The following is a 23,233-nucleotide window of genomic DNA, read 5'->3' on the forward strand; positions in this document are numbered from 1 at the left end:
CTTCTCCCTTAGAAATTCAGGGACCGTTTGTCCACTGCCAGCGCCGCTTCCTTGGTCGCTTCCGACAAGGACGGGTGCGCATGGCAGATACGGGCGATATCTTCCGCAGATGCACGGAATTCCATCGCCACCACGGCTTCTGAAATCAGTTCTGATGCCATTGGTCCAACAATGTGAACACCCAGGATTTCGTCGGTCTTGGCATCTGCCAGGAATTTGACCATACCCGAGGTGTCACCCAAGGCACGCGCTCGACCGTTCGCCAGGAACGGGAAAGTGCCAGCCTTGTATGCTACTCCATCCGCCTTCAGTTGTTGTTCTGTCTTGCCAACCCACGCGATTTCAGGCGAGGTATAGATCACCCACGGAATCGTGTTGAAGTTGACATGGCCATGCTGTCCGGCAATACGCTCAGCAACGGCAACGCCCTCTTCCTCAGCCTTGTGCGCCAGCATCGGGCCACGCACCACATCGCCAACCGCCCAGACGTTCGGCAGGTTGGTCTTGCAATCGCCGTCGACCGCGATGAAACCGCGCTCGTCCAGTTGCAGGCCAACACCTTCGGCGTTCAGGCCGATGGTGTTCGGGATACGGCCGATCGACACGATCAGCTTGTCGAACACAGCTTTTTGTGCGGCGCCAGCGGCGTCGACATACTCGACGGTGACATCACTCTTGCCAGCAGTAATCGCACCGATCTTGACGCCCAGGCTCACCTTCAAACCTTGCTTGGTGAACAGTTTGCTGGCTTCCTTGGCGATCTGTTCGTCGACTGCGCCGAGGAAAGTCGGCAATGCTTCCAGTACGCTGACCTCAGATCCCAAACGGCGCCAGACGCTACCCATTTCGAGACCGATGACACCGGCACCGATCACTCCCAGTTTAGCTGGAACCGCGTCAATTGCCAGTGCGCCGGCATTCGACAGAATCAGTTTTTCGTCAAACGGCGCACCCGGCAATTCACGCGCATTGGAACCCGTCGCCACGATGATGTGCTTGGCGCTGATGGTTTCTTCTGTCGCACCGGCAACCTTGATTTCATAGCCGTTGGCATCGCCCTCGACGAACGAACCGCGACCATGGAAAAAAGTGACCTTGTTCTTCTTGAACAAGTACAGGATGCCTTCGTTGTTCTGCTTGACGACATTGTCTTTGCGCGCCAGCATCTGTCCCAGATTCAGGCCCAAGCCCTTGACCTCGATACCGTGCTCGGCGAATGCATGGCCAGCGTGCTCGTAGTGTTCGGACGACTGCAACAACGCCTTGGAAGGGATGCAACCAACATTGGTGCACGTACCGCCAGGCGCCGGACCGTTCTTGGCATTTTTCCACTCATCAATACATGCTGTATTGAAACCCAATTGTGCGGCGCGAATTGCTGCGATATAGCCGCCGGGACCGCCACCGATCACCACGACATCAAATTGTTTGCTCATTTCCATCCTTCGAGTTATTGCCCTGTCAATTTTCCTGGCCTGCAGACCTGACTGCTCTGCGATCCAGGCAAGCTACGTAGACAAGGCGCACATCATTCACTTAGCTGCATGCTTACGTAGCCACCTAAACGACGCGCCCTGCTCCATTTTCCGCTCCATCGAATGCTGGATCGAAAAATGGAAATCAGGGCGCGCTCGCTTCGCGAATTAACGCTTACAGATCCAGCAACAGGCGGGCCGGGTCTTCCAGCGCTTCTTTCATTGCAACCAACGCCAACACTGCTTCACGGCCGTCGATGATACGGTGATCGTAAGACATGGCCAGATAGTTCATCGGACGCACCACGATCTGGCCGTTCTCGACCACCGCACGATCCTTGGTCGCATGCACGCCCAGGATGGCAGATTGCGGTGGGTTGATGATCGGCGTCGACAGCATCGAACCGAAAGTACCGCCGTTGGAGATCGAGAATGTGCCGCCGGTCAAGTCGTCCAGGGTCAGCTTGCCATCTTTTGCCTTGGCGCCGAATTCGCCGATTTTCTTTTCGATGTCGGCGATCGACATCTGGTCAGCATCGCGCAGTACCGGTACGACCAGACCACGTGGTGAACCGACAGCGATACCGATATCGAAGTAGCCGTGGTACACGATGTCGTTGCCGTCAACCGATGCATTGACGATCGGGTATTTCTTCAGTGCTGCAACTGCGGCCTTGACGAAGAACGACATGAAACCCAGCTTGACGCCGTGTTCTTTCTCGAACTTGTCCTTGTACTTGGTACGCAGATCCATGACCGGCTGCATGTTGACTTCATTGAATGTCGTCAGGATGGCATTGGTCGATTGCGATTGCACCAGACGCTCGGCGATACGGGCGCGCAGGCGGCTCATCGGCACGCGCTCTTCCGGACGGTCATCCAGATTGGCTTTGGTTGGCGCTGCGACTTGCTGCAACGCTGGTTTGGCGGCTACCGGCGCCAAAGGCGCTGGTGTCGGGGCGGCCTTGTTGGCAATCGCGCCAAGGGCGTCGCCCTTGGTAACGCGGCCATCTTTGCCACTGCCGACAACTTGCGAAGCGGACAGATTGTTTTCGGCCAGCAGTTTCGCTGCAGCTGGCATAGCGATGCCTGCTGCCGATTGCGATTGCAACTCAGGCGCTGCCACCGGTGTCGGTGCGTGACCGGCTTGCGGCACAGGCACAGCTGCGACTTCCATCGGGCTGACCTTGGCCGAAGCATCGGTATCGATGACGGCGATGACTTCATCAGCTACCACGGTGCTACCGTCGGTCTTGATCAGTTGAACGATGACGCCGTCGGCTGGCGCCGGCAATTCCAGTACTACTTTATCTGTTTCGATGTCAATCAGGTTTTCGTCGCGCTTGACTGCATCGCCGATTTTTTTATGCCATGTCAACAAAGTCGCTTCGGCGACGGATTCCGACAATTGCGGAACTTTTACTTCAAGAAGTGCCATTTAATTCTCCGTAAGATGTTGCGGCGAGCGGGTCATCCAGACCCGCCCTGTCGTCAATTATTTGGTAAGAACAAAGCCTTTGAGCTTGGAAAACGCCGTATCCAGCAACGCTTTTTGCTGCGCATAGTGCTTGTCGTAGTAACCGACAGCAGGCGATGCGCTGGCTGGACGGCCGGCATATGCCAGCTTTTGACCATCTTCCAGATTTTCAAAAATGTTGTGTTGAATCTGCAGCCAAGCGCCCTGGTTTTGCGGTTCGTCCTGAGCCCACACCAACTCGTTGAAGTTAGGGAACTGCTTCAGTTCGGCAGCAAACGCCTTGTGCGGGAATGGATACAGCTGTTCCAGACGGATAATTGCGACATCAGTCTGACCGCGTTCTTTACGTGCATTGACCAGATCATAGTAAACCTTGCCCGAGCAAGCGATAACACGCTTGACCTTCTTGGCATCGATCTTCTCATCGACTTCGCCGATGACTGTCTGGAAGCCACCCTTGCTGAAATCGCTCAATGGTGAACCGGCATCCTTGTTACGCAACAACGACTTTGGCGTCATGATGACCAGTGGCTTGCGGAACAAACGAATCATCTGACGGCGCAGCAGATGGAAAATCTGCGCTGCAGTGGTCGGCTGCACAACTTGCATGTTGTTGTCTGCGCACAGTTGCAGATAACGTTCCAGACGAGCTGACGAGTGCTCTGGACCTTGACCTTCGTAACCGTGCGGCAGCATCATGACCAGGCCGGAAGCACGGCCCCACTTCACTTCGCCGGAGCTGATGAACTGGTCGATCACGACTTGCGCGCCGTTGGCGAAGTCGCCGAATTGCGCTTCCCAGATGGTCAATGTGTTTGGCTCTGCTGTCGAATAGCCGTACTCGAAACCAAGCACTGCTTCTTCCGACAAGACCGAGTCAATCACCTTGAACGGCGCTTGCTGTTCCGAGATGTTTTGCAGCGGAATGTAGCTGCCTGCATCCCAACGCTCACGGTTTTGATCGTGCAATACTGCGTGACGATGGACGAAAGTGCCGCGGCCTGCATCCTGGCCGGTCAGGCGAACTGCATAACCCGACGATACCAGCGACGCGTAAGCCAGATGTTCACCCATACCCCAATCGAGGTTGAGTTCGCCACGGCCCATCGCTGCGCGATCGTTCAATACTTTCTCAACCAGTGCGTGAACCTTGAAGTTTTCCGGCACGGTCGTAATACGGGTGGCCAAGCGCTTCAGTTCAGTCGCCGGCACTGCCGTATCGGCGGCGTCAGTCCACTTGCGGTTCAGGAACGGCAACCAGTCGACTGCGTACTTGCTCTTGAAATTGGAGATGACTGGATCGACGGTATGTTTGCCGGCGTCCATTGCGTCGCGGAAAGCCTTGACCATTGCATCGCCTTCATCCGCGGCGATGGTGCCTTGCGCAGTCAGTTTGTCCGCGTACAGCTTGCGGGTGCCTGGATGCTGGCCGATCTTCTTGTACATCAGCGGCTGTGTCAGTGCTGGCGTATCTTGCTCGTTGTGGCCCAGCTTACGGAAGCAGATGATATCAACCACGATATCCTTCTTGAATTCCATGCGATAGTCGAGCGCGATCTGAGTAGCGTACACAACCGCTTCCGGATCATCGCCATTGACGTGCAGCACCGGTGCTTCGATCATCTTGACGACGTCCGAGCAATACAGTGTGGAGCGTGAATCGCGTGGATCAGAAGTGGTGAAACCGATCTGGTTGTTGATCACGATATGCACTGTGCCGCCTGTGCCGTAACCGCGCGTTTGCGCCAGGTTCAGGGTTTCCATGACGACGCCCTGGCCGGCGAAAGCGGCATCGCCGTGCACCAGGATCGGCAGCACTTGCGAACCGTCGGTATCGCCGCGGCGCTCCATACGGGCCTTGACCGAACCTTCAACCACAGGGTTGACGATTTCCAGATGAGATGGGTTAAACGCCAGCGACAGGTGCACCGGGCCGCCAGGGCTGGTGATGTCAGACGAGAAACCTTGGTGATACTTGACGTCGCCGGCTGGCAGGTCGTCGGCGTGTTTGCCTTCGAATTCCGCAAACAACTCTTGCGGCATCTTGCCCAGGGTGTTGACCAGTACGTTCAGACGGCCGCGGTGGGCCATGCCGATCACGATTTCCTGGACGCCCTTTTCACCAGCGCGCTGGATCGTTTCATCCAGGGAGACGATGAAGCTTTCACCGCCTTCCAGTGAGAAGCGCTTCTGACCGACATAACGTGTATGCAGGTAGCGTTCCAGGCCTTCAGCCGCGGTCAGGCGGTCGAGAATGTGTTTTTTCTTTTCTGCTGTGAATACCGGCGCCGAACGGGTCGACTCCAGACGTTCTTGCATCCAGCGCTTTTCGGTCGGGTCACTGATGTACATGTACTCAGTACCGATCGAACGGCAATAAGTCTCGCGCAGCGAATTCAGCAGATCGCGCAGGGTTGCCGTTTCAGAACCGAAATAAGTGTTGCTGATATTGAACACGATGTCCATGTCAGCATCGGTGAAACCATAGAAACTTGGCTCCAGCTCCGGTAACGCGGAGCGTTCCTGACGTTGCAGCGGGTCCAGGTTGGCCCAGCGTGAACCGAGGTAGCGGTAAGCGGCAATAAGTTGCGTTACAGCAACGCGCTTGAAGCCCATTTCAGCATCGGCTGAAGCGGAGATGGTACGGATTGGGCCTTGCTTGGCGCGCTCGGCGAACGAGGCGATAACGGATGCGTGACCGACGTCAGGCTTGTCGCTGCCATCGACGGCAGGCACATGCTGCATGGCGTCGAAATATGCACGCCAGTTGTCGGCAACTGAACCGGGATTGTCGAGGTATGACTCGTACAGCTCTTCAATGTACGGTGCATTACCTCCGAAGAGATAAGAATTAGAGCGGTATTGTTGCATCATCTTGCTCACCTTTCTTCGCGTTTCGCGAGATTAGCGGGTTAACATAACCTTCCGCGACACGGCCTGACCGGTTAGCGGATTGCACATCAAGTTGTGGGGAAGGGCTCTATTTATTACAGTGACTGTGTTCTTTTTTACTACTACTTCCAATTCGGGTACTTCTTTTGCCTGCCCTTCAAAACACGCTCACCACATGTTTTTACTACGCCGCGCCCTGAAAATCGGCACAGGATAGGAGCATAGCATAACCTGCAGAAATGCAAACAGCGAATCCATGGATTCGCTGTTTTGTGTTGTATCAGGATGTTAACAGACTCCTTCTACTGTTGCCGGATCAGCCGCGCTTGTCAATTGCAGGCACATCGCGGGTCGGCGAACCGACGAACAACTGACGCGGACGACCGATCTTTTGCTCAGGATCGGAAATCATCTCGTTCCATTGCGCAATCCAGCCGACGGTACGCGCCATGGCGAAGATACCTGTGAACAACGAAGTCGGGATGCCCAACGCCGATTGCACGATGCCGGAGTAGAAGTCGACGTTCGGATAGAGTTTGCGGGAAACGAAGTATTCGTCTTCCAGGGCTACTTTTTCCAGCGCCATCGCCAGCTTGAACAATGGGTCGTCATGCAGACCCAGCTCATTCAGCACTTCGTAGCAGGTTTCGCGCATCAACTTGGCGCGCGGATCGAAATTCTTATAGACGCGGTGACCGAAGCCCATCAGCTTGACGCCGGAGTTTTTGTCTTTTACCTGGGCGATGAATGCCGGGATATTGTCGACCGTGCCGATTTCCTTCAGCATGTTGAGGGCTGCTTCGTTGGCGCCACCGTGTGCAGGACCCCACAGGCAAGCGATGCCGGCGGCGATACAGGCGAACGGATTGGCGCCGCTCGAACCAGCCAGGCGCACGGTCGAGGTCGAAGCATTCTGCTCGTGGTCGGCATGCAGGGTCAGGATACGGTCCAGTGCACGCACCAGCACGTCGTTGACCTTGTACTCTTCGCACGGAGTCGAGAACATCATGTGCATGAAATTGGCGCTGTACGACAGTTCGTTGCGCGGGTAAACGAAAGGCTGTCCGACGTTGTACTTGTATGCCATGGCGACCAGCGTCGGCAGCTTGGCGATCAGGCGGATGGCCGATACTTCGCGATGGTGCGGATCGGTGATATCCAGCGAGTCATGGTAGAACGACGACAAGGCGCCAACGGTGCCGACCAGCACGGCCATTGGATGCGCGTCGCGGCGGAAACCGCGGAAGAAGAATTGCATCTGCTCGTGAACCATGGTGTGCTGGGTCACGGTGGCGTCGAATTTTTCCTTCTCGGCCGCAGTCGGCAATTCGCCGTTCAGCAACAGGTAGCAGGTTTCCAGGAAGTCGCAATTGACCGCCAGTTGTTCGATTGGGTAACCGCGATACTGCAGTTCGCCCTTGTCGCCGTCAATGTAGGTGATCGACGAATTACACGCCGCTGTCGACATGAAACCTGGGTCGTAAGTGAATTTGCCGGTAGCGCCGTACAGCTTGCGGATATCAATGACTTCGGGGCCGACGGTGCCCTTGTAAATAGGAAATTCTACGGATGGGCTGCCATCGGAAAACGATAGCGTGGCTTTTGTATCAGCGGTGGTCATGGCTCTTCCCTCAATCAAAAGGTGACTCTAAATCAAAAAAACAAAAGACGTGCTTGCAAGCTGTCCAACAGCTTCGGCGGCCGTCGCCGCCCGCGAAGATACAGGCTTAAGCAGTGCGTATTCTGGCTAACAGGACATGCACTTGCGGCAAATCCAGCAAGCCGTCGGGCTCTTTACGGACCAACAGCAAATCCATTAGTTCATTGTCGGATAGCTCCATCAGGCGCGTAAAAGCGTCGACATCGTCATCCGTCATACTGGCCTCATGCGCATCCAGGAACCGGGTCAATATCAAATCGTTTTCAAGCAGACCGCGTCTCGCACGCCAGCGCAGTCGGGCTCGGTTTGCAGGATCGGCTTGATGAGTGATAGACATGTGAACCACTTATTCTATTTGATATCGCCGTTCGCCGCTGTCGACGAACAGTTCTAAAACTGTTGCAAAAACCAGGACGGGAAAACTCGTGAGTCCTTCCGCCCTGCTTGCTCTTTCTTATACTGCCCGGCGGACCATCAATTCCTTGATTTTTCCGATCGCTGCATTCGGGTTCAAACCCTTAGGGCAGACATCGACGCAGTTCATGATCGAACGGCAACGGAACAGGCGATACGGATCTTCCAGGTTGTCCAGGCGCGCGCCGGTTGCCTCGTCGCGGCTGTCGGCGATGAAGCGGTAGGCTTGCAGCAGACCGGCCGGACCGACGAACTTGTCGGGATTCCACCAGAACGATGGGCAGGAAGTCGAGCAGCAAGCGCACAGGATGCACTCGTACAGACCATCCAGTTCTTCGCGTTGTTCAGGCGATTGCAGACGCTCTTTTTCCGGTGGGATGTTATCGTTGATCAGGAATGGCTTGATCGAATCGTATTGCTTGAAGAATTGCGTCATGTCGACGATCAGGTCGCGGATCACCGGCAGGCCTGGCAATGGCTTCAATACGATAGGTTCGGTCAGTTCGTTCAGGTTGGTGGTGCACGCCAGACCATTCTTGCCGTTGATGTTCATCGCATCCGAGCCGCATACACCTTCACGGCAGGAGCGGCGCAGCGCCAACGAATCGTCGACGTCGGCCTTAATGCGCTGCAATGCATCCAACAACATCTTGTCGGTTGGCAGCAGCTCGACCGTCAGATCCTGCATGTATGGCTTGGTATCCTTATCAGGATCGTAGCGGTAAATTTTGAATTTCAAAGTACGTGATGACATGGCTATACCTCTTGTTTTTAATTATTGTGGAGCAGAGCCCGGGTGCCAGCGTGGCACGCCTTGCCCTGTCCCGACAAATTAGAATGTACGTGGCTTTGGCTTGAACGTATCAACTGTCAGCGGCTTGGTAACCACTGGCTTGTAGTCGAGACGATTACCTTCGGAGTACCACAAGGTGTGCTTCATCCAGTTTTCGTCATCACGCTTTTCATAATCGCGATGCGCATGGGCGCCGCGCGATTCTTTACGAGCCGCAGCCGAGGTAATGGTGGCCTTGGCAGTTTCGATCAGGTTATCCAGCTCCAGTGCCTCAACACGTGCTGTGTTGAACACCTTGGACTTGTCCTTGAACGCGACATGCTTGCGACGCTCGTCCAAGACCATGATTTCCTTGTAGCCTTGCTGCAGCAACTCGTCGGTACGGAACACGCCGCAGTAGTGCTGCATGGTCTTGCGGATATCGCCGGCGACGTCTTGCACACGCTCGGAGCCTGTGCTGTTTTCCAGCTTGGCCAGGCGCGCCAGGGCGACGTCGGCAGCATCCGCCGGCAAAGCCTTGTTGCTGCGCTCCTTGAGCTTGCTGTCGACAATGTGATTGCCTGCAGCACGACCGAACACCACCAGATCCAGCAACGAATTGGTACCGAGGCGGTTGGCGCCATGCACCGATACGCAGGCGCATTCGCCGATGGCGTACAGGCCGTTGACGACGGCATTCGGAATACCGTTCTTCGGCACCACAACCTGGCCGTAGACGTTGGTAGGAATGCCGCCCATTTGATAGTGGATGGTTGGCACGACCGGGATCGGCTCTTTCAACGCATCGACGTTGGCGAACTTGTGGCCGATTTCCAGGATCGATGGCAAGCGCTTCATGATGGTTTCGGCACCGATGTGGCGCAGATCCAGCATCACGTGATCCTTGTGCGGACCGCAGCCGCGGCCTTCCTTGATTTCCTGGTCCATCGAGCGCGAGACGAAGTCGCGTGGCGCCAGATCCTTCAGGGTTGGTGCATAGCGCTCCATGAAACGTTCGCCGTTGGCGTTGATCAGGATACCGCCTTCGCCGCGCACGCCTTCTGTAATCAGCACGCCCGCGCCAGCTACGCCGGTCGGGTGGAACTGCCAGAATTCCATGTCTTCCAGCGGCAAGCCTGCGCGTGCTGCCATACCCATGCCGTCGCCAGTATTGATGAAGGCATTGGTCGAAGCCGCCCAGATACGCCCTGCACCGCCGGTCGCCATGACTGTTGTCTTCGCTTCCAGGATCATGACGTCGCCAGTTTCCATTTCCAGCGCGACCACGCCGATCACATCACCTTCAGCATCGCGCACCAGATCGATCGCCATCCACTCCACGAAAAAGTGGGTCTTGGCGCGGACATTGCGCTGATACAGCGTATGCAACAGCGCGTGACCGGTACGGTCGGCTGCTGCGCAGGCGCGGGCAACAGGTTTTTCGCCGAAATTGGCCGAGTGGCCGCCGAACGGACGTTGGTAAATGGTGCCGTCGGCGTTACGGTCGAACGGCATGCCAAAATGTTCCAGCTCATACACAGCCTTAGGCGCTTCGCGACACATGAATTCGATCGCATCCTGGTCACCCAGATAATCCGAGCCCTTGACGGTGTCGAACATGTGCCAGTACCAGCTGTCTTCCGACATGTTACCCAGTGAAGCGCCAATACCGCCCTGCGCAGCAACCGTGTGCGAACGGGTAGGAAACACCTTCGACAACACGGCAACGTTCAAACCAGCTTCAGCCAACTGCAGCGAAGCACGCATACCGGAACCACCGGCACCAACGATTACCGCATCAAAGCGGCGTGTAGGAATTGTGGATTTGATAGCAGCCACGATTACACTCTCCACAAAATCTGCGCCGCCCATCCGGCACAACCGACCAACCACAGGATTGTGGCAACTTGCAAGACCAGGCGAATACCGACCGGCTTGACGTAATCCATCCAGATATCACGCACGCCAACCCATGCATGAAAAAACAGCGACATCAGGGTCGCGAATGTGACCAGCTTGAACCACTGATGTGAAAACAGTCCTGCCCAGCCGTCATAGCTGAAGTTGCTGGCGGTCAGGAAGCACACCAGCAGGATGACGGTGTAGATTGCCATGACGACGGCTGTCAGGCGTTGCGCCAGCCAGTCTCTCAAGCCGTAATGTGCGCCAACGACCAGGCGCTTGGCTCCGATATTGTTGTTATCTGCCATTTAGAATGCTCCGAACAGTTTCAATGCAACGATCAGCGCCAGTGGCACGCTGATCACCAGGACACCCGCAGCCGATTTGCGCGCGCTGACCTTGTCCAGCCCAATGTGGTTATCCATGATGAGGTGGCGGATGCCGGCGCAGAAATGATGCAGATAGGCCCACGACAAGGCCAGGATGACGAGTTTGACGAACCAGTTCGAGGTAAAACCCTTGAAGTAGTCAAAGGAACTTTCAGATACCAGGCTCTTGTCCAGCAAGAACAGGATGAAAGGCAAGAGCAAAAACATCAGCAGGCCACTAACACGGTGCAAAAAAGAAACTAGGCCGGCCAACGGCAAGCGGTAACTGCCAAGTTGGGTAATGTGAATATTACGAAACTGTGGCCGATTGGGCTTCGCGGCTTCAGACATAACAGGGTTCTCCTCAGTTTAAAAATTTACTGCAAGTGCAATCCCGCAATTTTCGCCGATTTTTGTGCAGCACACCAATAGTTATTATTCAATATCCGGAATAATCACCACCATCGGCACCCTATTTCTCGTCAAACTTGCTGCCAGACGCCATTGGCACGCTCCGGACTGCCCTTCCGGCGCCGCCATGTGAGCAAACCTAAACCTGCCCACCTTTCAAATTGCAATGACCCATTGCGGCCAACGCAATAGTGCACAGTTCCGCACACTCAAAATTCAATTCAACTCTCAACTCAATTCGTTCTGGTAGTGATGGCGACTGGTCACATACAACCCGCGCCGCACTTCTACCGGTTTGTCGCCATAGGTAAAGGACACGCGCTCCACGCACAGCAGCGGCGACGACTTCTCAACCGCCAGCAGCTCAGCCGCATCGCCATCAGCGCTGGCGGCGCGGATCTGCTCGGTGGCGCGAATCATGCGCGTGCCGAACTCCGTCTCGAACAAGCCATACATCGGCCCCTTGTATTCGGCCAACCGCTCCAGCGTCAACGTCTTGAACAATGCTCCCGGCAACCACAATTCCTCAAGAATTGTCGGCACGCCATCAAACGCCAATACGCGTTTGACATACACCACCGAATCGCCCGACTTCATGCCGAGCAAACGTGCAATTTCCGCCGGAGCGCGCAAGCGCTTCAGCTCAATGACTTTTTTATCGGTGGTTTGTGGCTGATCGCTATCCGGCATCAGGCGCAGGAAACGGAACTGCGAACGCGCCTCGTGATGAGTCGCAACGAACGTCCCCTTGCCCTGACGTCGCACCAGCAGGTTTTCCGCGGCCAACTCGTCGATCGCCTTGCGCACTGTGCCTTGGCTGACCTTGAAACGGTTACCTAGCTCGACTTCGCTGGGGATCAACTCACCCGGCTTCCATTCACCGGATTGCAGGCGCTGCATGATCAACGCCTTGATTTGCTGGTAGAGCGGACTGAACGTCGGAGACGCTCCGGGGACAGCGGCGCTCTGGCCGGCTGGGTCGCTGCTACTCACATTGGACGGGATGGAACTCATAACCTCAGATTTCACCATAAAACCCATGCTTCCGTCCAGCACAAAATAAGCAATGATATGTCTTATATAAGACATAAGATATTGATTGACATACCATGACCACAGGCCTACACTCGCGGGCATAAACAGTACCAGAATTTCCTCGCCGCCGCCGCAATCGATTTTCATGCAAAGGATGCAATACGCGATTTCCTGCGCACCAAAATCGGAGCGAAACAAACTGACGAGCGAGGCTTTCGCCGGTATTATTAGAGGTTCCGCATTACGCCACCAATTTTGCGTCACGCTTTTTATATTTAACTGGGCTTTTTGCAATTCAGCCGTTTTATCCAAACGGTTGTCGACAGGGTAATTCGCCACACTGCGTTGGCTCCTGCACCCCGTCTTGCAATGATTAATTAGATATCGCTTTCCATCACCTCTCTGGAGATTCAACATGGCTAAATCCCCTATGCGCGTTGCCGTAACCGGCGCCGCTGGTCAAATCGGTTACTCCCTGCTGTTCCGCATCGCCAACGGCGACCTGCTCGGCAAAGACCAACCGGTCATCTTGCAATTGCTCGAAATCCCTGACGAGAAAGCACAAAAAGCGCTGAAAGGCGTGATCATGGAAGTCGACGATTGCGCTTTCCCACTGCTGGCCGGCATCACCGCTCACAGCGATCCAATGACTGCATTCAAGGATGTCGACGTTGCACTGCTGGTTGGCGCACGCCCACGTGGCCCAGGCATGGAACGCAAGGATCTGCTGGAAGCCAATGCCCAAATCTTCACCGTGCAAGGCAAGGCACTCGACGCCGTCGCTTCGCGCAATGTCAAGGTACTGGTGGTTGGCAACCCTGCCAACACCAACGCTTACATCGCCATGAAATCGGCGCCAAACCTGCCAGCCAAGAACTTCACAGCAATGCTGCGTCTGGACCACAACCGCGCCCTGTCGCAAGTTGCGGCCAAGATCGGCAAACCAGTTTCGGCAATCGAAAAGCTGTTCGTATGGGCAATCACTCGCCTACCATGTACGCCGACTATCGCTACGCGACAGCCGACGGCGCATCGGTCAAGGATCTGATCAACGATCAGGTCTGGAACAAGGACGTATTCCTGCCAACAGTCGGCAAGCGCGGCGCAGCAATCATTGAGGCACGCGGCCTGTCGTCGGCAGCATCGGCAGCCAACGCAGCAATCGACCATGTACGCGACTGGGTACTGGGCACCAACGGCAAGTGGACCACCATGGGCGTACCGTCGGATGGCTCCTACGGCATCCCTGAAGGCACCATGTTCGGCTTCCCGGTCACCACTGAAAACGGCGAATACAAAATCGTCCAGGGCCTGGAAATCGACGAATTCTCGCAAGAGCGCATCAACATCACGCTGAAAGAACTGCAAGAAGAGCGTGACGGCGTAAAACACCTGGTCGGCTAATACTGACTCACAGGCCGGCAAGCGGCGTAGGATGGGCGCGCTGCGCCCATGCGTGAACTGCATTAATGCGCTTGCCGGCTGATTTCCATGCCACATCGGCATGTACTCCGGTTATCTGGTTCATGCGTGGGCACAGCGTGCCTGCCCTACGGTTGATACCGATCTGTAATTATTAGAAATTTCGCAATGCATCCTACCGAGGTCTTATTCCTAGGCAAGCAACAACCGGTATCGTTACCGGTCTGCGATCATTACGCCGGCGCTGAAAAGCTCATGCGTAAATCGCTCACGCTGCAACAGGAACTGGGCCCAGTATTCGACATCACCTTCGACTGTGAAGATGGCGCCAGCGCAGGCAACGAAATAGCGCATGCGCAATTGACGGCCAGCGTCATTGCCGGCGCAGAAAATCGCTTTGAGCGCATCGGCGCTCGCGTACATGACATCGGCAGCAGTTTTTTCGAACAAGATATCCAGATCATCTGCCAGGGTGCCGCCAGTCGGCTGGCCTATCTGATGCTGCCCAAGGCCGAAAGCGTCGGCGAAGTGCGCAGCGCCATTGATCTCATCAATCACCATGCCAGCCGCGCTGGGCGGCAAGCATTGCCGGTCCACGTACTGATTGAAACGCATGGCGCGCTGGCCGACGTGTTCGCCGTCGCCGCACTGCCTCAGGTGCAATCGCTGTCATTCGGCATCATGGATTTCGTTTCCGCGCATTACGGCGCCATCCCCAGCGATGCGATGCGCTCGCCAGGACAATTCAGCCACCCGCTGGTAACCCGCGCCAAACTGGAAATTGCCGCCGCCTGCCATGCGCATGGCAAAGTGCCCTCACATAACGTCACGACTGACATCAAGGACATGGCGACCGTCGCCGCCGATGCGCGGCAAGCCAGGGAGCAATTCGGCTACACCCGGATGTGGAGCATCCATCCACAGCAGATCCGCGCTATCGTACAAGCTTTTACCCCGCCGCCATCGGAAATCGCCGAGGCGGCACAGATCCTGCATGCGGCGCAACACGCCGCATGGGGACCAATACAGCATCACGGCATACTGCATGACCGCGCCAGCTATCGTTATTACTGGACAGTCCTGCAGCGCGCCAAAAGCAGCGGCATTGCAGTACCTGAAATCGCAACAACCTTGTTATAACCGCACCTTGCCGTCTGATAAGCAGTATGGCAAGTGCACTACGGAGCATTGGAAATGAAAAAGAGTCTGTCCATTTTAGTACTGCTGTGCGCCAGCCTGGCCGTCGCCGCACCGCAAGTGCAGGCGCAAACCAGCACCACCAAGAAAACGACCAAGAAGGCCGTCAAGAAAGCCGCGCCCAAGGCTGCCCCCGCAGAAGTCGATGACGGCGAAGACGAAGGCACACCTGACATCAAGACATCCACCGCGGTCGATTATCACTGCGAACTGGGTAACAACCTGACCATCTACACCAACGCCGAAGACGACAAGCACATCGCGCTGCGCTGGGGCAAAGCCCTGCACCGCCTGACACGCGTGCCGACCACCACCGGCGCCAACCGTTTTGAAAACCGCAAATACGGCCTGCTGTGGATCGGCATCCCGGCCAAAGGCATTTTGCTCGATTCAAAAAAGGGCCTGCAACTGGCTAACGAATGCAAGTCCCCGGCACAAGAACAGATGCCGGCTGCGGCTCCCGCCGACCCGGCAAATAGTTTGTAATTTAAGGAGAAATCATGTCCCGCAACACGCTGAATACACTCAAGGAATTCAAGATTTCCGACTCCAAGAAAGGCAAGTTCTATTCCTTGCCAGCCCTGGAGAAAAAACTCGGCATCAACATCTCGCGCCTGCCTGTGTCGATCCGTATCGTGCTGGAATCCGTACTGCGTAACTGCGACGGCAAGAAGGTCACCGAAGAGCACGTCAAACAATTGGCAGCCTGGGGCGCCAACGCAGCCCGTACCGACGAAATCCCTTTCGTCGTAGCGCGCGTCGTGCTGCAAGACTTTACCGGCGTACCGCTGCTGGCCGACCTCGCCGCCATGCGCAACGTCGCCGCTTCGCTGGGCAAGAACGCCAAGAACATCGAGCCGCTGGTGCCGGTTGACCTGGTTGTCGACCACTCGGTGCAGATCGACCATTTCCGTGAAAAGAAAGCGCTCGACCTGAACATGAAACTGGAATTCCAGCGCAACAACGAGCGCTACCAGTTCATGAAATGGGGCATGCAGGCATTCGATACATTCGGCGTCGTGCCTCCTGGCTTCGGCATCGTCCACCAGGTCAATCTGGAATACCTGGCACGCGGTGTCCACAAGAAGGATTCGGTCTACTATCCGGACACCCTGGTCGGTACTGACTCCCACACCACCATGATCAACGGTATCGGCGTAGTCGGCTGGGGCGTGGGCGGCATTGAGGCGGAAGCCGGCATGCTGGGCCAACCGGTTTACTTCCTGACACCGGACGTAGTCGGCGTCAATCTGACCGGCCAGCTGCGTGAAGGCGTCACTGCAACCGACCTGGTGCTGACCATCACCGAACTGCTGCGCAAAGCAAAGGTTGTTGGCAAGTTCGTTGAATTCTTCGGCGAAGGCACTGCCTCGCTGAGCCTGACCGACCGCGCCACCATCGCCAACATGGCGCCTGAATACGGCGCCACTATGGGCTTCTTCCCAGTTGACGACGCGACTATCGAATACTTCCAGGGCACCGGCCGCAGCAAAGCGGAAATCGATGCATTCGCTGGCTACTTCAAGGCACAAAACCTGTACGGCATTCCAAAGGCAGGCGACATTGACTACACCACTGTCGTCGAACTCGATCTGGGTACCGTTGCGCCGTCGCTGGCAGGTCCAAAGCGTCCGCAAGACCGTATCGAAATCGGCCACGTCAAAGCCAATTTCGCAGAATTGTTCAGCAAGCCTATCGCAGAAAACGGCTTCAACAAGAAAGCCGAAGACCTGGACGCGACTTACACCAACGCTGACGGCGTCAAGCTGCAGAACGGCGACGTATTGATCGCTGCCATCACTTCTTGCACCAACACTTCCAACCCAAGCGTCATGCTGGCGGCTGGTTTGCTGGCCAAGAAGGCGGTCGAAGCCGGCCTCAAAGTGCCTGCGCATATCAAAACTTCGCTGGCCCCTGGCTCGCGTGTCGTCACCGAGTACCTGGAAGCGGCTGGCCTGCTGCCGTACCTGGAAAAACTCGGCTTTGGCGTCACTGCCTACGGTTGCACAACCTGTATCGGTAACGCTGGCGACCTGACACCAGCCATGAACGAAGCTATCGTCAAGAACGACGTGGTGGCATCGGCTGTGTTGTCCGGTAACCGTAACTTCGAAGCACGGATCCACCCGAACATTCGCTCCAACTTCCTGGCCTCGCCACCGTTGGTTGTTGCTTACGCAATCGCCGGCAACATGACGCGCGACCTGATGACTGAGCCTGTCGGCAAGGGCAAGGGCGGCAAGGATATCTATCTGGGCGACATCTGGCCAACTTCGCAAGAAGTTGCCAAGCTGATGAAGTTTGCGATGAATGCCAAGACCTTCAAAGCCAACTACGCTGATGTCAAGGGCGCACCAGGCAAGCTGTGGGAAGCCATCAAGGGCGTCGCCGGCGGCGAAGTCTACAACTGGCCGAAATCGACCTACATTGCTGAGCCACCGTTCTTCCAGGACTTCACCATGGTGCCGAAGGCAGCTGCCACCGGCATTACCGGCGCGCGTGCACTGGGCGTGTTCGGCGATTCGATCACTACCGACCACATTTCGCCGGCCGGCTCCATCAAGGAATCCAGCCCAGCAGGTAAATGGCTGATCGCCAACGGCGTGCTGAAGGCGGACTTCAACTCCTACGGCTCGCGTCGCGGCAATCATGAAATCATGATGCGCGGTACGTTCGCCAACGTTCGTATCAAGAACCTGATGATCCCGGCAACACCGGATGGTTCGCGTGTCGAAGGCGGCATCACCCTGTTCCAGCCTACCGGCGAAGAAACATCGATCTACGACGCAGCAATGCAATACATCAAGGATGGCGTGCCAACCATGGTGTTTGCTGGTGAAGAGTACGGCACAGGTTCGTCGCGCGACTGGGCAGCCAAGGGCACTCAACTGCTGGGCGTGAAGGCTGTGTTTGCGCGTTCGTTCGAGCGTATCCACCGCTCCAACCTGGTCGGCATGGGCGTGTTGCCACTGCAATTCATCGGTACCGACAGCGTGCAAACCCTGGGCATCACCGGCAATGAAACCTTCGACCTGAAGGGCATCGACGGCGAAATCAAGCCACAGCAAGATGCTACCCTGGTGATCCATCGCGCCAACGGCGAAACCAAGGAAGTCAAGGTTCTGCTGCGTATCGACACACCGATCGAAGTTGATTACTACAAACACGGCGGTATCCTGCCGTTCGTGCTGCGCCAGTTGCTGGCAGCATAACAACCGGCCTGCCTGGCGTCATCCGCTACACGGGATGGCGCCAGGCAGTCAGTTGCAAGTAGTTTGCAAATAATCTAGATGGAATGACAGGCGCCGGCATTGCCGGCGTTTTGCATTTCTGCGGCCCGTACTCAGAAATCCACTACAATACAAACTTGCAGTCTTCCTGCCTCAGAGTCCTTGAAACTCTCAGCAAGCGGTCGTAGGCCAGAAGGCAGCGCAGAAAAGCGGAGCATATTTAAATAGACGAATATGTGAGCATCTCAGTTGCCGCTGATGCCAACGAATGCGCAATGCGCATTCGTTACGGTCACGCAGTAAGAATTCGACTATGTTGGAAACCTCGAAAAACCGTAGCGAACGTTGCAAGGTCGACAGGAGAAGCGCGGCCGTACGAGAGTACGACGAGCATCGCAGTGCCGAGATTGCAGCGTGCAGTAGGTTTTTCGAGGTTCCCTGTTGTCAGCCCCCTACTCTATCTACTATGCGCCGTCCGTCAAAAAAACCTTCCCGTAAATTTTCCACTGACAGCCACCGCTTGGCCGAACTGGCGCAGGCATTGACACAAGCCTCCAGCCGTCTCGAAGAACGCTCATGGGAACGTGATATCGAAGCCTTGCTCAACAAGCACTTCAAGGCGCACCACCAGGAACCGATCGACGGCGCGCTGGAACAACTGTTTCCAACCCAGCCCGATGCCTATGATGCGTTGATGGATGTGGTCGAAGCCTGCAGCGAATCGAGCAGCATCGAGTATCAAGGCAAGCAATACGATTGCCTGTTGATTGGCATACCGTTACTGGCGTGGACCCGTTTCTCGATTGGCTCCGGCCCGATTCCGGCCGACGTGATGACGACGCTCAGCGCCCATCTGCATGCCCATATCCTGGCGCCGGAAGTGCTGACGGGAATCGTGCCGACGCTGTACGCGATCGACCAATTACCGCGTAGTCATTCCGACACTTACGCGTTGTTGCATCAGCTGGCGCATGCGGCGCTGAGCGCGGTGCCAGTGCGCAGTCCTGCCAATCCACCGCCAACTGCACCGTTCCTGGCAGATACCCGCTATGTGCTAGCGGCGCTGGTGGTCCCGACCGGCATGCCGCTGTTCCGCTGGCAGCTGGCGCACGGCCACGCCGGCCACATCGCGGCCGACCAGGAACAGGCATTGGAACAATGGCGCAACCAGATGACGCCCAACCTGACGCGCCTGCTGCCGGGTTGCGGTGTCCAACTGCTACTGCCTGAAGCCTATTTTTCAGCCTGCCGCGAAGCCGATCTGCAAATTCGCCCGGCCTCGCTGCGCGCCGCCAGCTATTACCTGACCCACACCCTGGAAATCGCATCGAAGGACCTGCATGCCAGCATCGGCCGCTTCAGCGAACAGCCGGAGAGCGGCCGCGTCGATGAATACCGGATCGGCTTCTCGCTGGGACAGACCAACGAAGTGATCTACGGCGTCGTATGGCCGCTGTATGGCCCCGAAGAAGCCAATGAAGATGTCATCGTGCGCAGCAGTGATGCCGACCCGGCAACCGCCGAAGCCGAAACGCCGCTGGAACAGATCCTGGCCCTGCTGCGTGAGTGCGGCATCGACGACATCCAGCGCCATGCCGGCCTGTATGCGATGGAATTCTGCGATGATTGCGGCACGCCGCTGTACCCGGATCGCGAAGGCGACCTGGTACATCCGGAGATGCCAGAGGATGCGCCAACTGGATCAGCGCATTTTCATTGAGGAAGATCGGCTAACCCGTCAGGCAGCCGAAGTGAAAGAAAGGTCATGCGCCGCTCCAGGCGGCGCATGAAACCTGCTCAGTCAGCTTAAGAGAAAGCCCGCAGTATCGGCTGCAACACCACCGCCCCCAGGCGTGCGCTACGCGCACCATCCCAACCAGTTTCAACATCAGGCAGATTGGCATTGTCCTTGAATGGCAACTCCAGCGTCAGCGATACGCACTTGAAGGTATGGCCGATATACTTGGACGCCAGAGTCAACACGTCGTCGCTGTACTTGCTCGCCGCGTAGCCGAACTCAGTCTGGAAATCCGGGCTGGCACGCTGAAAATCGTCGATGAATTTTTGCTGCTCCAGCGCCTGCTGCGGGCTGAAATCCTCCAGCATTTCCGAACCGGCCACGAACACGTACGGCAGCGCTTCGTCGCCATGCACGTCCAGAAACAGATCGCAGCCGACTTCGTGGATCTTGTTGCGCACCGCAAACACTTCCGGGCTGCGCTCCAACGATGGCGCCATCCACTCGCGGTTCAGATTGGCGCCAGCCGCGTTGGTACGCAGATTGCCGCGCACCGAGCCATCCGGATTCATGTTCGGCACGATGTAGAACACCGCTTTCTGCATCAGGGTCGTCGCCAGCGGATCGGAACGGTCCAGCAGCGCATCGACCATGCCGTCGACAAACCATTCAGCCATGGTCTCGCCAGGATGCTGGCGCGCGATGACCCACACCTTCTTCGGCGCATCCGGATCGCCAATGACCAGCACATTCATGTCGCGGCCATCGATCGTGCTGCCGATATCCTCTACTCGCGCCAACGGCGACTCTTCAGCGCTACCCAGCAACGCCAGGTGACGCTCCCAGGAATACGGTTCAAAGTAAGCGTAATAGACGCTGTCGCGGTCCGGCGTATGCTCGATGGTCATCACTTCGCCATCGAACTCGGTCGGCACCCGGAACCAGGTCTCGCGATCATAGCTCGCCACCGCCTGATAGTTTTCCCAGCCCTTTGGATAGGTGGTCGCGCCAGCATTCAGGAAACGAATCCGGCACGCCTCCTCGCGCGCGCCCTGCAGGCGGAAGTAAAACCACTGGGTGAAATCCGCGTGCGAATCGCTACGGATTTTCAAGTCGATTTGCTGAGGATCATCGGCGCGCACCACTTCAATCGCTCCGGCGTCAAACTGCTGGCTAATTTTAATTGGCATAAGATTATTGTGTAGTGAAGACTGCCGCCGGAATGCGCATATCAATCGCGGCAACAAACTGCCTGCGGACCGCTGCGAGTTCCTGGCGGACAATCAGTGAAAAATTTTTGCTGATTCCCGGTATTCCGTTGGGAACAAAGCAATTTTGCTCTGATATAATAACAGGCTTGTCGGGGCGTAGCGCAGCCTGGTAGCGTACTTGCATGGGGTGCAAGGGGTCGGAAGTTCGAATCTTCTCGCCCCGACCAATTGAATCAATGACTTAGGCCAATCTTCGGATTGGCCTTTTTCATTTGAGCGGTATGTTGCGCCTTGCTGGCAGGAGACTTTCCGACAGCAAGGTAAAGCCGTGAGCTGCCTCAGCAATCGTTATTGGCGCAATGCCGGTGCCTCAATTAATGCGGTTTGCATCTTCATCAACGCATCTTCCATTGCCCGCTTGCCGGACAAGGAAAGATCCTTTTTGAATTCCGCAAATTCTGCGCGCCCCTGCCCCTCCACTTTCTGCGTGACCAACACATTGCCATTCACGTCGCTTACGCTGCATGTCATATCGACGCTGAACTGCGTTGGCGGCCAGGTAAACGCACTCGAAGACGATGAATTTGTGACCAGTTGCGGCGTGATGACGTAGTCGATTTTATTCTTCGCGATGACATCCTTGTCGTCTGGCTTGCTCAGTTTCGTGACGTTGGCAAACACGTTCGACAACATCTTGTAGAACGCCGTTTCCATATCGCGATAAGGCGCATAAGTTACCTTGTCGCCACCGCCGCCCGGCGTGGTGACTTCCTTGATGCGCACGTCATCAGCTATGTAGTAAGCGACATTCTTCTTGATTGTCTGATCGGTAGAGGTCAGCTTGATGCTGTCGACATTCGGAGCGACACTCATCGGATGTGCACAGCCAGCCAAGATCACGACAGCAGCAATGGATGAGATATATTTTGTGATATTCATTATTTGATTTTTTTAAATTTTGATCGGTTCAAATCACTTTAATGCGCTAAGGAAGGCGGGATCTGCGTACAGAGATGCCAACAGCTTTTGCACAAGGTTTGGGTACTCTTGTATTGCACGCGGAATCGCTACCGCGCCGGCAAAGGACGACGGCCATTCATGATGTGCAGACTTCACTTGGTCGTACAAAATTTGCCCCTGCTTCTTGACGACGAACCGCGCTTCTATGTCACCTGTACCGGTAGAGAAACCGCTGGAATCCAGATCATTCTTCAACAGCGTTCCCGACACCTCAGCATTCGCATTCGGCGCCATCTTGTTAGCCAAAGACAATTCCTGCTTGATCGCCTCTTCCACGTACTTTGCATACGAACTTTGATAAGGGGAATTCATGGAGCTGCCGCGCAACGAAATCGGATTGACGTTCCCCTGGCCAGGCTTGGAAGTGAATGCGCCAACCTTTGCCGAGTAGTCGCCAGAATCCTTGAGTTTTTGTACGTTATCGATTGAGGCCGAATACTGCGGCGCCATGACCGAGCAACCCGTCATCACGACAACGGCGGCCATCGCGCATATGGTCCGTAAAAAATGCATGTTAAATCCCCCTGCAGTTGGTTGTTTTGTTATGAGAAATTGAAAAACTGATTTTGGTGTTTGTTTTCGCCGTACATGAAACATGCAAATGCCCGCTGTCTGTCACAGAAAAATCAGTTCCGTGGCGAGATTGGGCGGGCAAAATGCATGGCTAAAGATGGTGAAGACAAACATGCCATATTGACACATGGCAATTAACAATACAACATCAATCGGTGGGTAAAGAGACGTGGGGTGTCGCGGGGAAAAGGAGGCGGGATTGGTGTTGTGGGCAGTCTTAATGACAGCCTTGAGACTGATTGGGTTACTGGTGGCGATTCAGACGGTATCTGACCCCGATCTCTGTGCTATTCAAGACGGTATCTGACCCCGACTCTCTCCACGTAAAGCTTGATGATTGCGGGAAGGATTGAAGTCGGGGCTTGCAATGACACAACGCCAAGTCAAAAATTGAGTGTGGGTTGTTCACGCTGAAACATGGCATGTGTCATTGCAA

Annotated in this window: 18 protein-coding genes, 1 tRNA gene and 1 pseudogene; 6 read left to right on the plus strand and 14 right to left on the minus strand. The window is 55.9% G+C overall.

Features of this window, described 5'->3' with window-relative positions:
- Positions 1–8 precede the first annotated feature (8 nt).
- The 10 genes from lpdA to CAter10_RS12550 all read right to left on the minus strand — a co-directional run bounded on the left by lpdA (position 9) and on the right by CAter10_RS12550 (position 12,385).
- Positions 9–1,436, minus strand: coding sequence for a dihydrolipoyl dehydrogenase (gene lpdA / locus CAter10_RS12505; protein ID WP_061535321.1), 1,428 nt, complete (start codon positions 1,434–1,436; stop codon positions 9–11).
- Positions 1,437–1,650: 214 nt separating this feature from the next.
- The gene (odhB, locus tag CAter10_RS12510; RefSeq protein WP_061533662.1) at positions 1,651–2,913 is read right to left on the minus strand and encodes a 2-oxoglutarate dehydrogenase complex dihydrolipoyllysine-residue succinyltransferase; all 1,263 of its coding nucleotides are present in this window, start codon (positions 2,911–2,913) and stop codon (positions 1,651–1,653) included.
- 57 nt (positions 2,914–2,970) lie between these two features.
- Positions 2,971–5,826: a 2-oxoglutarate dehydrogenase E1 component gene (locus tag CAter10_RS12515; protein WP_061533663.1), complete on the minus strand. Its 2,856-nt coding sequence runs from the start codon at positions 5,824–5,826 to the stop codon at positions 2,971–2,973.
- A 334-nt stretch (positions 5,827–6,160) separates the two neighbouring features.
- The gene (gene gltA / locus CAter10_RS12520) at positions 6,161–7,465 is read right to left on the minus strand and encodes a citrate synthase (protein ID WP_061533664.1); all 1,305 of its coding nucleotides are present in this window, start codon (positions 7,463–7,465) and stop codon (positions 6,161–6,163) included.
- Between the two features lie 106 nt (positions 7,466–7,571).
- A complete protein-coding gene (locus CAter10_RS12525) occupies positions 7,572–7,841 on the minus strand; it encodes an FAD assembly factor SdhE (RefSeq protein ID WP_061533665.1) in 270 nt (89 codons plus the stop codon).
- Positions 7,842–7,958: 117 nt separating this feature from the next.
- Positions 7,959–8,672: a succinate dehydrogenase iron-sulfur subunit gene (locus CAter10_RS12530; RefSeq protein ID WP_061533666.1), complete on the minus strand. Its 714-nt coding sequence runs from the start codon at positions 8,670–8,672 to the stop codon at positions 7,959–7,961.
- Positions 8,673–8,750: 78 nt separating this feature from the next.
- Positions 8,751–10,529 carry a succinate dehydrogenase flavoprotein subunit gene (gene sdhA, locus CAter10_RS12535; RefSeq protein ID WP_061535322.1) on the minus strand — a complete coding sequence of 593 codons (1,779 nt, stop codon included), beginning with the start codon at positions 10,527–10,529 and terminating at the stop codon, positions 8,751–8,753.
- A 2-nt stretch (positions 10,530–10,531) separates the two neighbouring features.
- Entirely contained in the window at positions 10,532–10,900 is a 369-nt protein-coding gene (sdhD, locus tag CAter10_RS12540) for a succinate dehydrogenase, hydrophobic membrane anchor protein (protein ID WP_061533667.1), read from the minus strand.
- A complete protein-coding gene (gene sdhC, locus CAter10_RS12545; RefSeq protein WP_061533668.1) occupies positions 10,901–11,311 on the minus strand; it encodes a succinate dehydrogenase, cytochrome b556 subunit in 411 nt (136 codons plus the stop codon).
- A 288-nt stretch (positions 11,312–11,599) separates the two neighbouring features.
- On the minus strand, positions 11,600–12,385 hold the full coding sequence (locus tag CAter10_RS12550) for a GntR family transcriptional regulator (protein WP_061535323.1): 786 nt from the start codon (positions 12,383–12,385) through the stop codon (positions 11,600–11,602).
- Between the two features lie 436 nt (positions 12,386–12,821).
- On the opposite strand from CAter10_RS12550, the pseudogene CAter10_RS12555 reads away from it, so the two are divergent.
- The 5 genes and pseudogenes from CAter10_RS12555 (at position 12,822) to CAter10_RS12575 (ending at position 19,975) form a co-directional block, all read left to right on the plus strand.
- Positions 12,822–13,810: pseudogene (locus CAter10_RS12555) on the plus strand (malate dehydrogenase).
- 186 nt (positions 13,811–13,996) lie between these two features.
- Positions 13,997–14,968: an HpcH/HpaI aldolase/citrate lyase family protein gene (locus CAter10_RS12560; protein ID WP_061533669.1), complete on the plus strand. Its 972-nt coding sequence runs from the start codon at positions 13,997–13,999 to the stop codon at positions 14,966–14,968.
- A 54-nt stretch (positions 14,969–15,022) separates the two neighbouring features.
- Positions 15,023–15,511, plus strand: a complete 489-nt coding sequence (locus CAter10_RS12565) for a hypothetical protein (RefSeq protein WP_061533670.1) — start codon at positions 15,023–15,025, stop codon at positions 15,509–15,511.
- A gap of 14 nt (positions 15,512–15,525) precedes the next feature.
- Positions 15,526–18,237 (plus strand): aconitate hydratase AcnA, encoded by a 2,712-nt coding sequence (gene acnA / locus CAter10_RS12570; protein ID WP_061533671.1) that lies wholly within the window; start codon positions 15,526–15,528, stop codon positions 18,235–18,237.
- Between the two features lie 484 nt (positions 18,238–18,721).
- The gene (locus CAter10_RS12575) at positions 18,722–19,975 is read left to right on the plus strand and encodes a DUF2863 family protein (protein WP_061533672.1); all 1,254 of its coding nucleotides are present in this window, start codon (positions 18,722–18,724) and stop codon (positions 19,973–19,975) included.
- 86 nt (positions 19,976–20,061) lie between these two features.
- On the opposite strand, the gene CAter10_RS12580 is transcribed toward CAter10_RS12575, so the two are convergent.
- Together CAter10_RS12580 and CAter10_RS21965 are read right to left on the minus strand one after the other, a co-directional pair.
- Positions 20,062–21,183 carry a M14 family metallopeptidase gene (locus tag CAter10_RS12580; protein ID WP_061533673.1) on the minus strand — a complete coding sequence of 374 codons (1,122 nt, stop codon included), beginning with the start codon at positions 21,181–21,183 and terminating at the stop codon, positions 20,062–20,064.
- A gap of 4 nt (positions 21,184–21,187) precedes the next feature.
- The gene (locus CAter10_RS21965) at positions 21,188–21,388 is read right to left on the minus strand and encodes a hypothetical protein (protein ID WP_082797893.1); all 201 of its coding nucleotides are present in this window, start codon (positions 21,386–21,388) and stop codon (positions 21,188–21,190) included.
- Between CAter10_RS21965 and CAter10_RS12585 the strand changes: the two genes are divergently transcribed.
- Positions 21,355–21,431: transfer RNA gene (locus CAter10_RS12585), tRNA-Pro, on the plus strand. The genes CAter10_RS21965 and CAter10_RS12585 overlap by 34 nt on opposite strands.
- A 121-nt stretch (positions 21,432–21,552) precedes the next feature.
- On the opposite strand, the gene CAter10_RS12590 is transcribed toward CAter10_RS12585, so the two are convergent.
- On the minus strand, positions 21,553–22,143 hold the full coding sequence (locus CAter10_RS12590; protein WP_061533674.1) for a hypothetical protein: 591 nt from the start codon (positions 22,141–22,143) through the stop codon (positions 21,553–21,555).
- Between the two features lie 33 nt (positions 22,144–22,176).
- A complete protein-coding gene (locus CAter10_RS12595; protein WP_231878947.1) occupies positions 22,177–22,821 on the minus strand; it encodes a hypothetical protein in 645 nt (214 codons plus the stop codon).
- Positions 22,822–23,233 lie beyond the last annotated feature (412 nt).

The organism is Collimonas arenae, assembly GCF_001584165.1.
Classification (GTDB): Bacteria; Pseudomonadota; Gammaproteobacteria; order Burkholderiales; family Burkholderiaceae_D; genus Collimonas; species Collimonas arenae.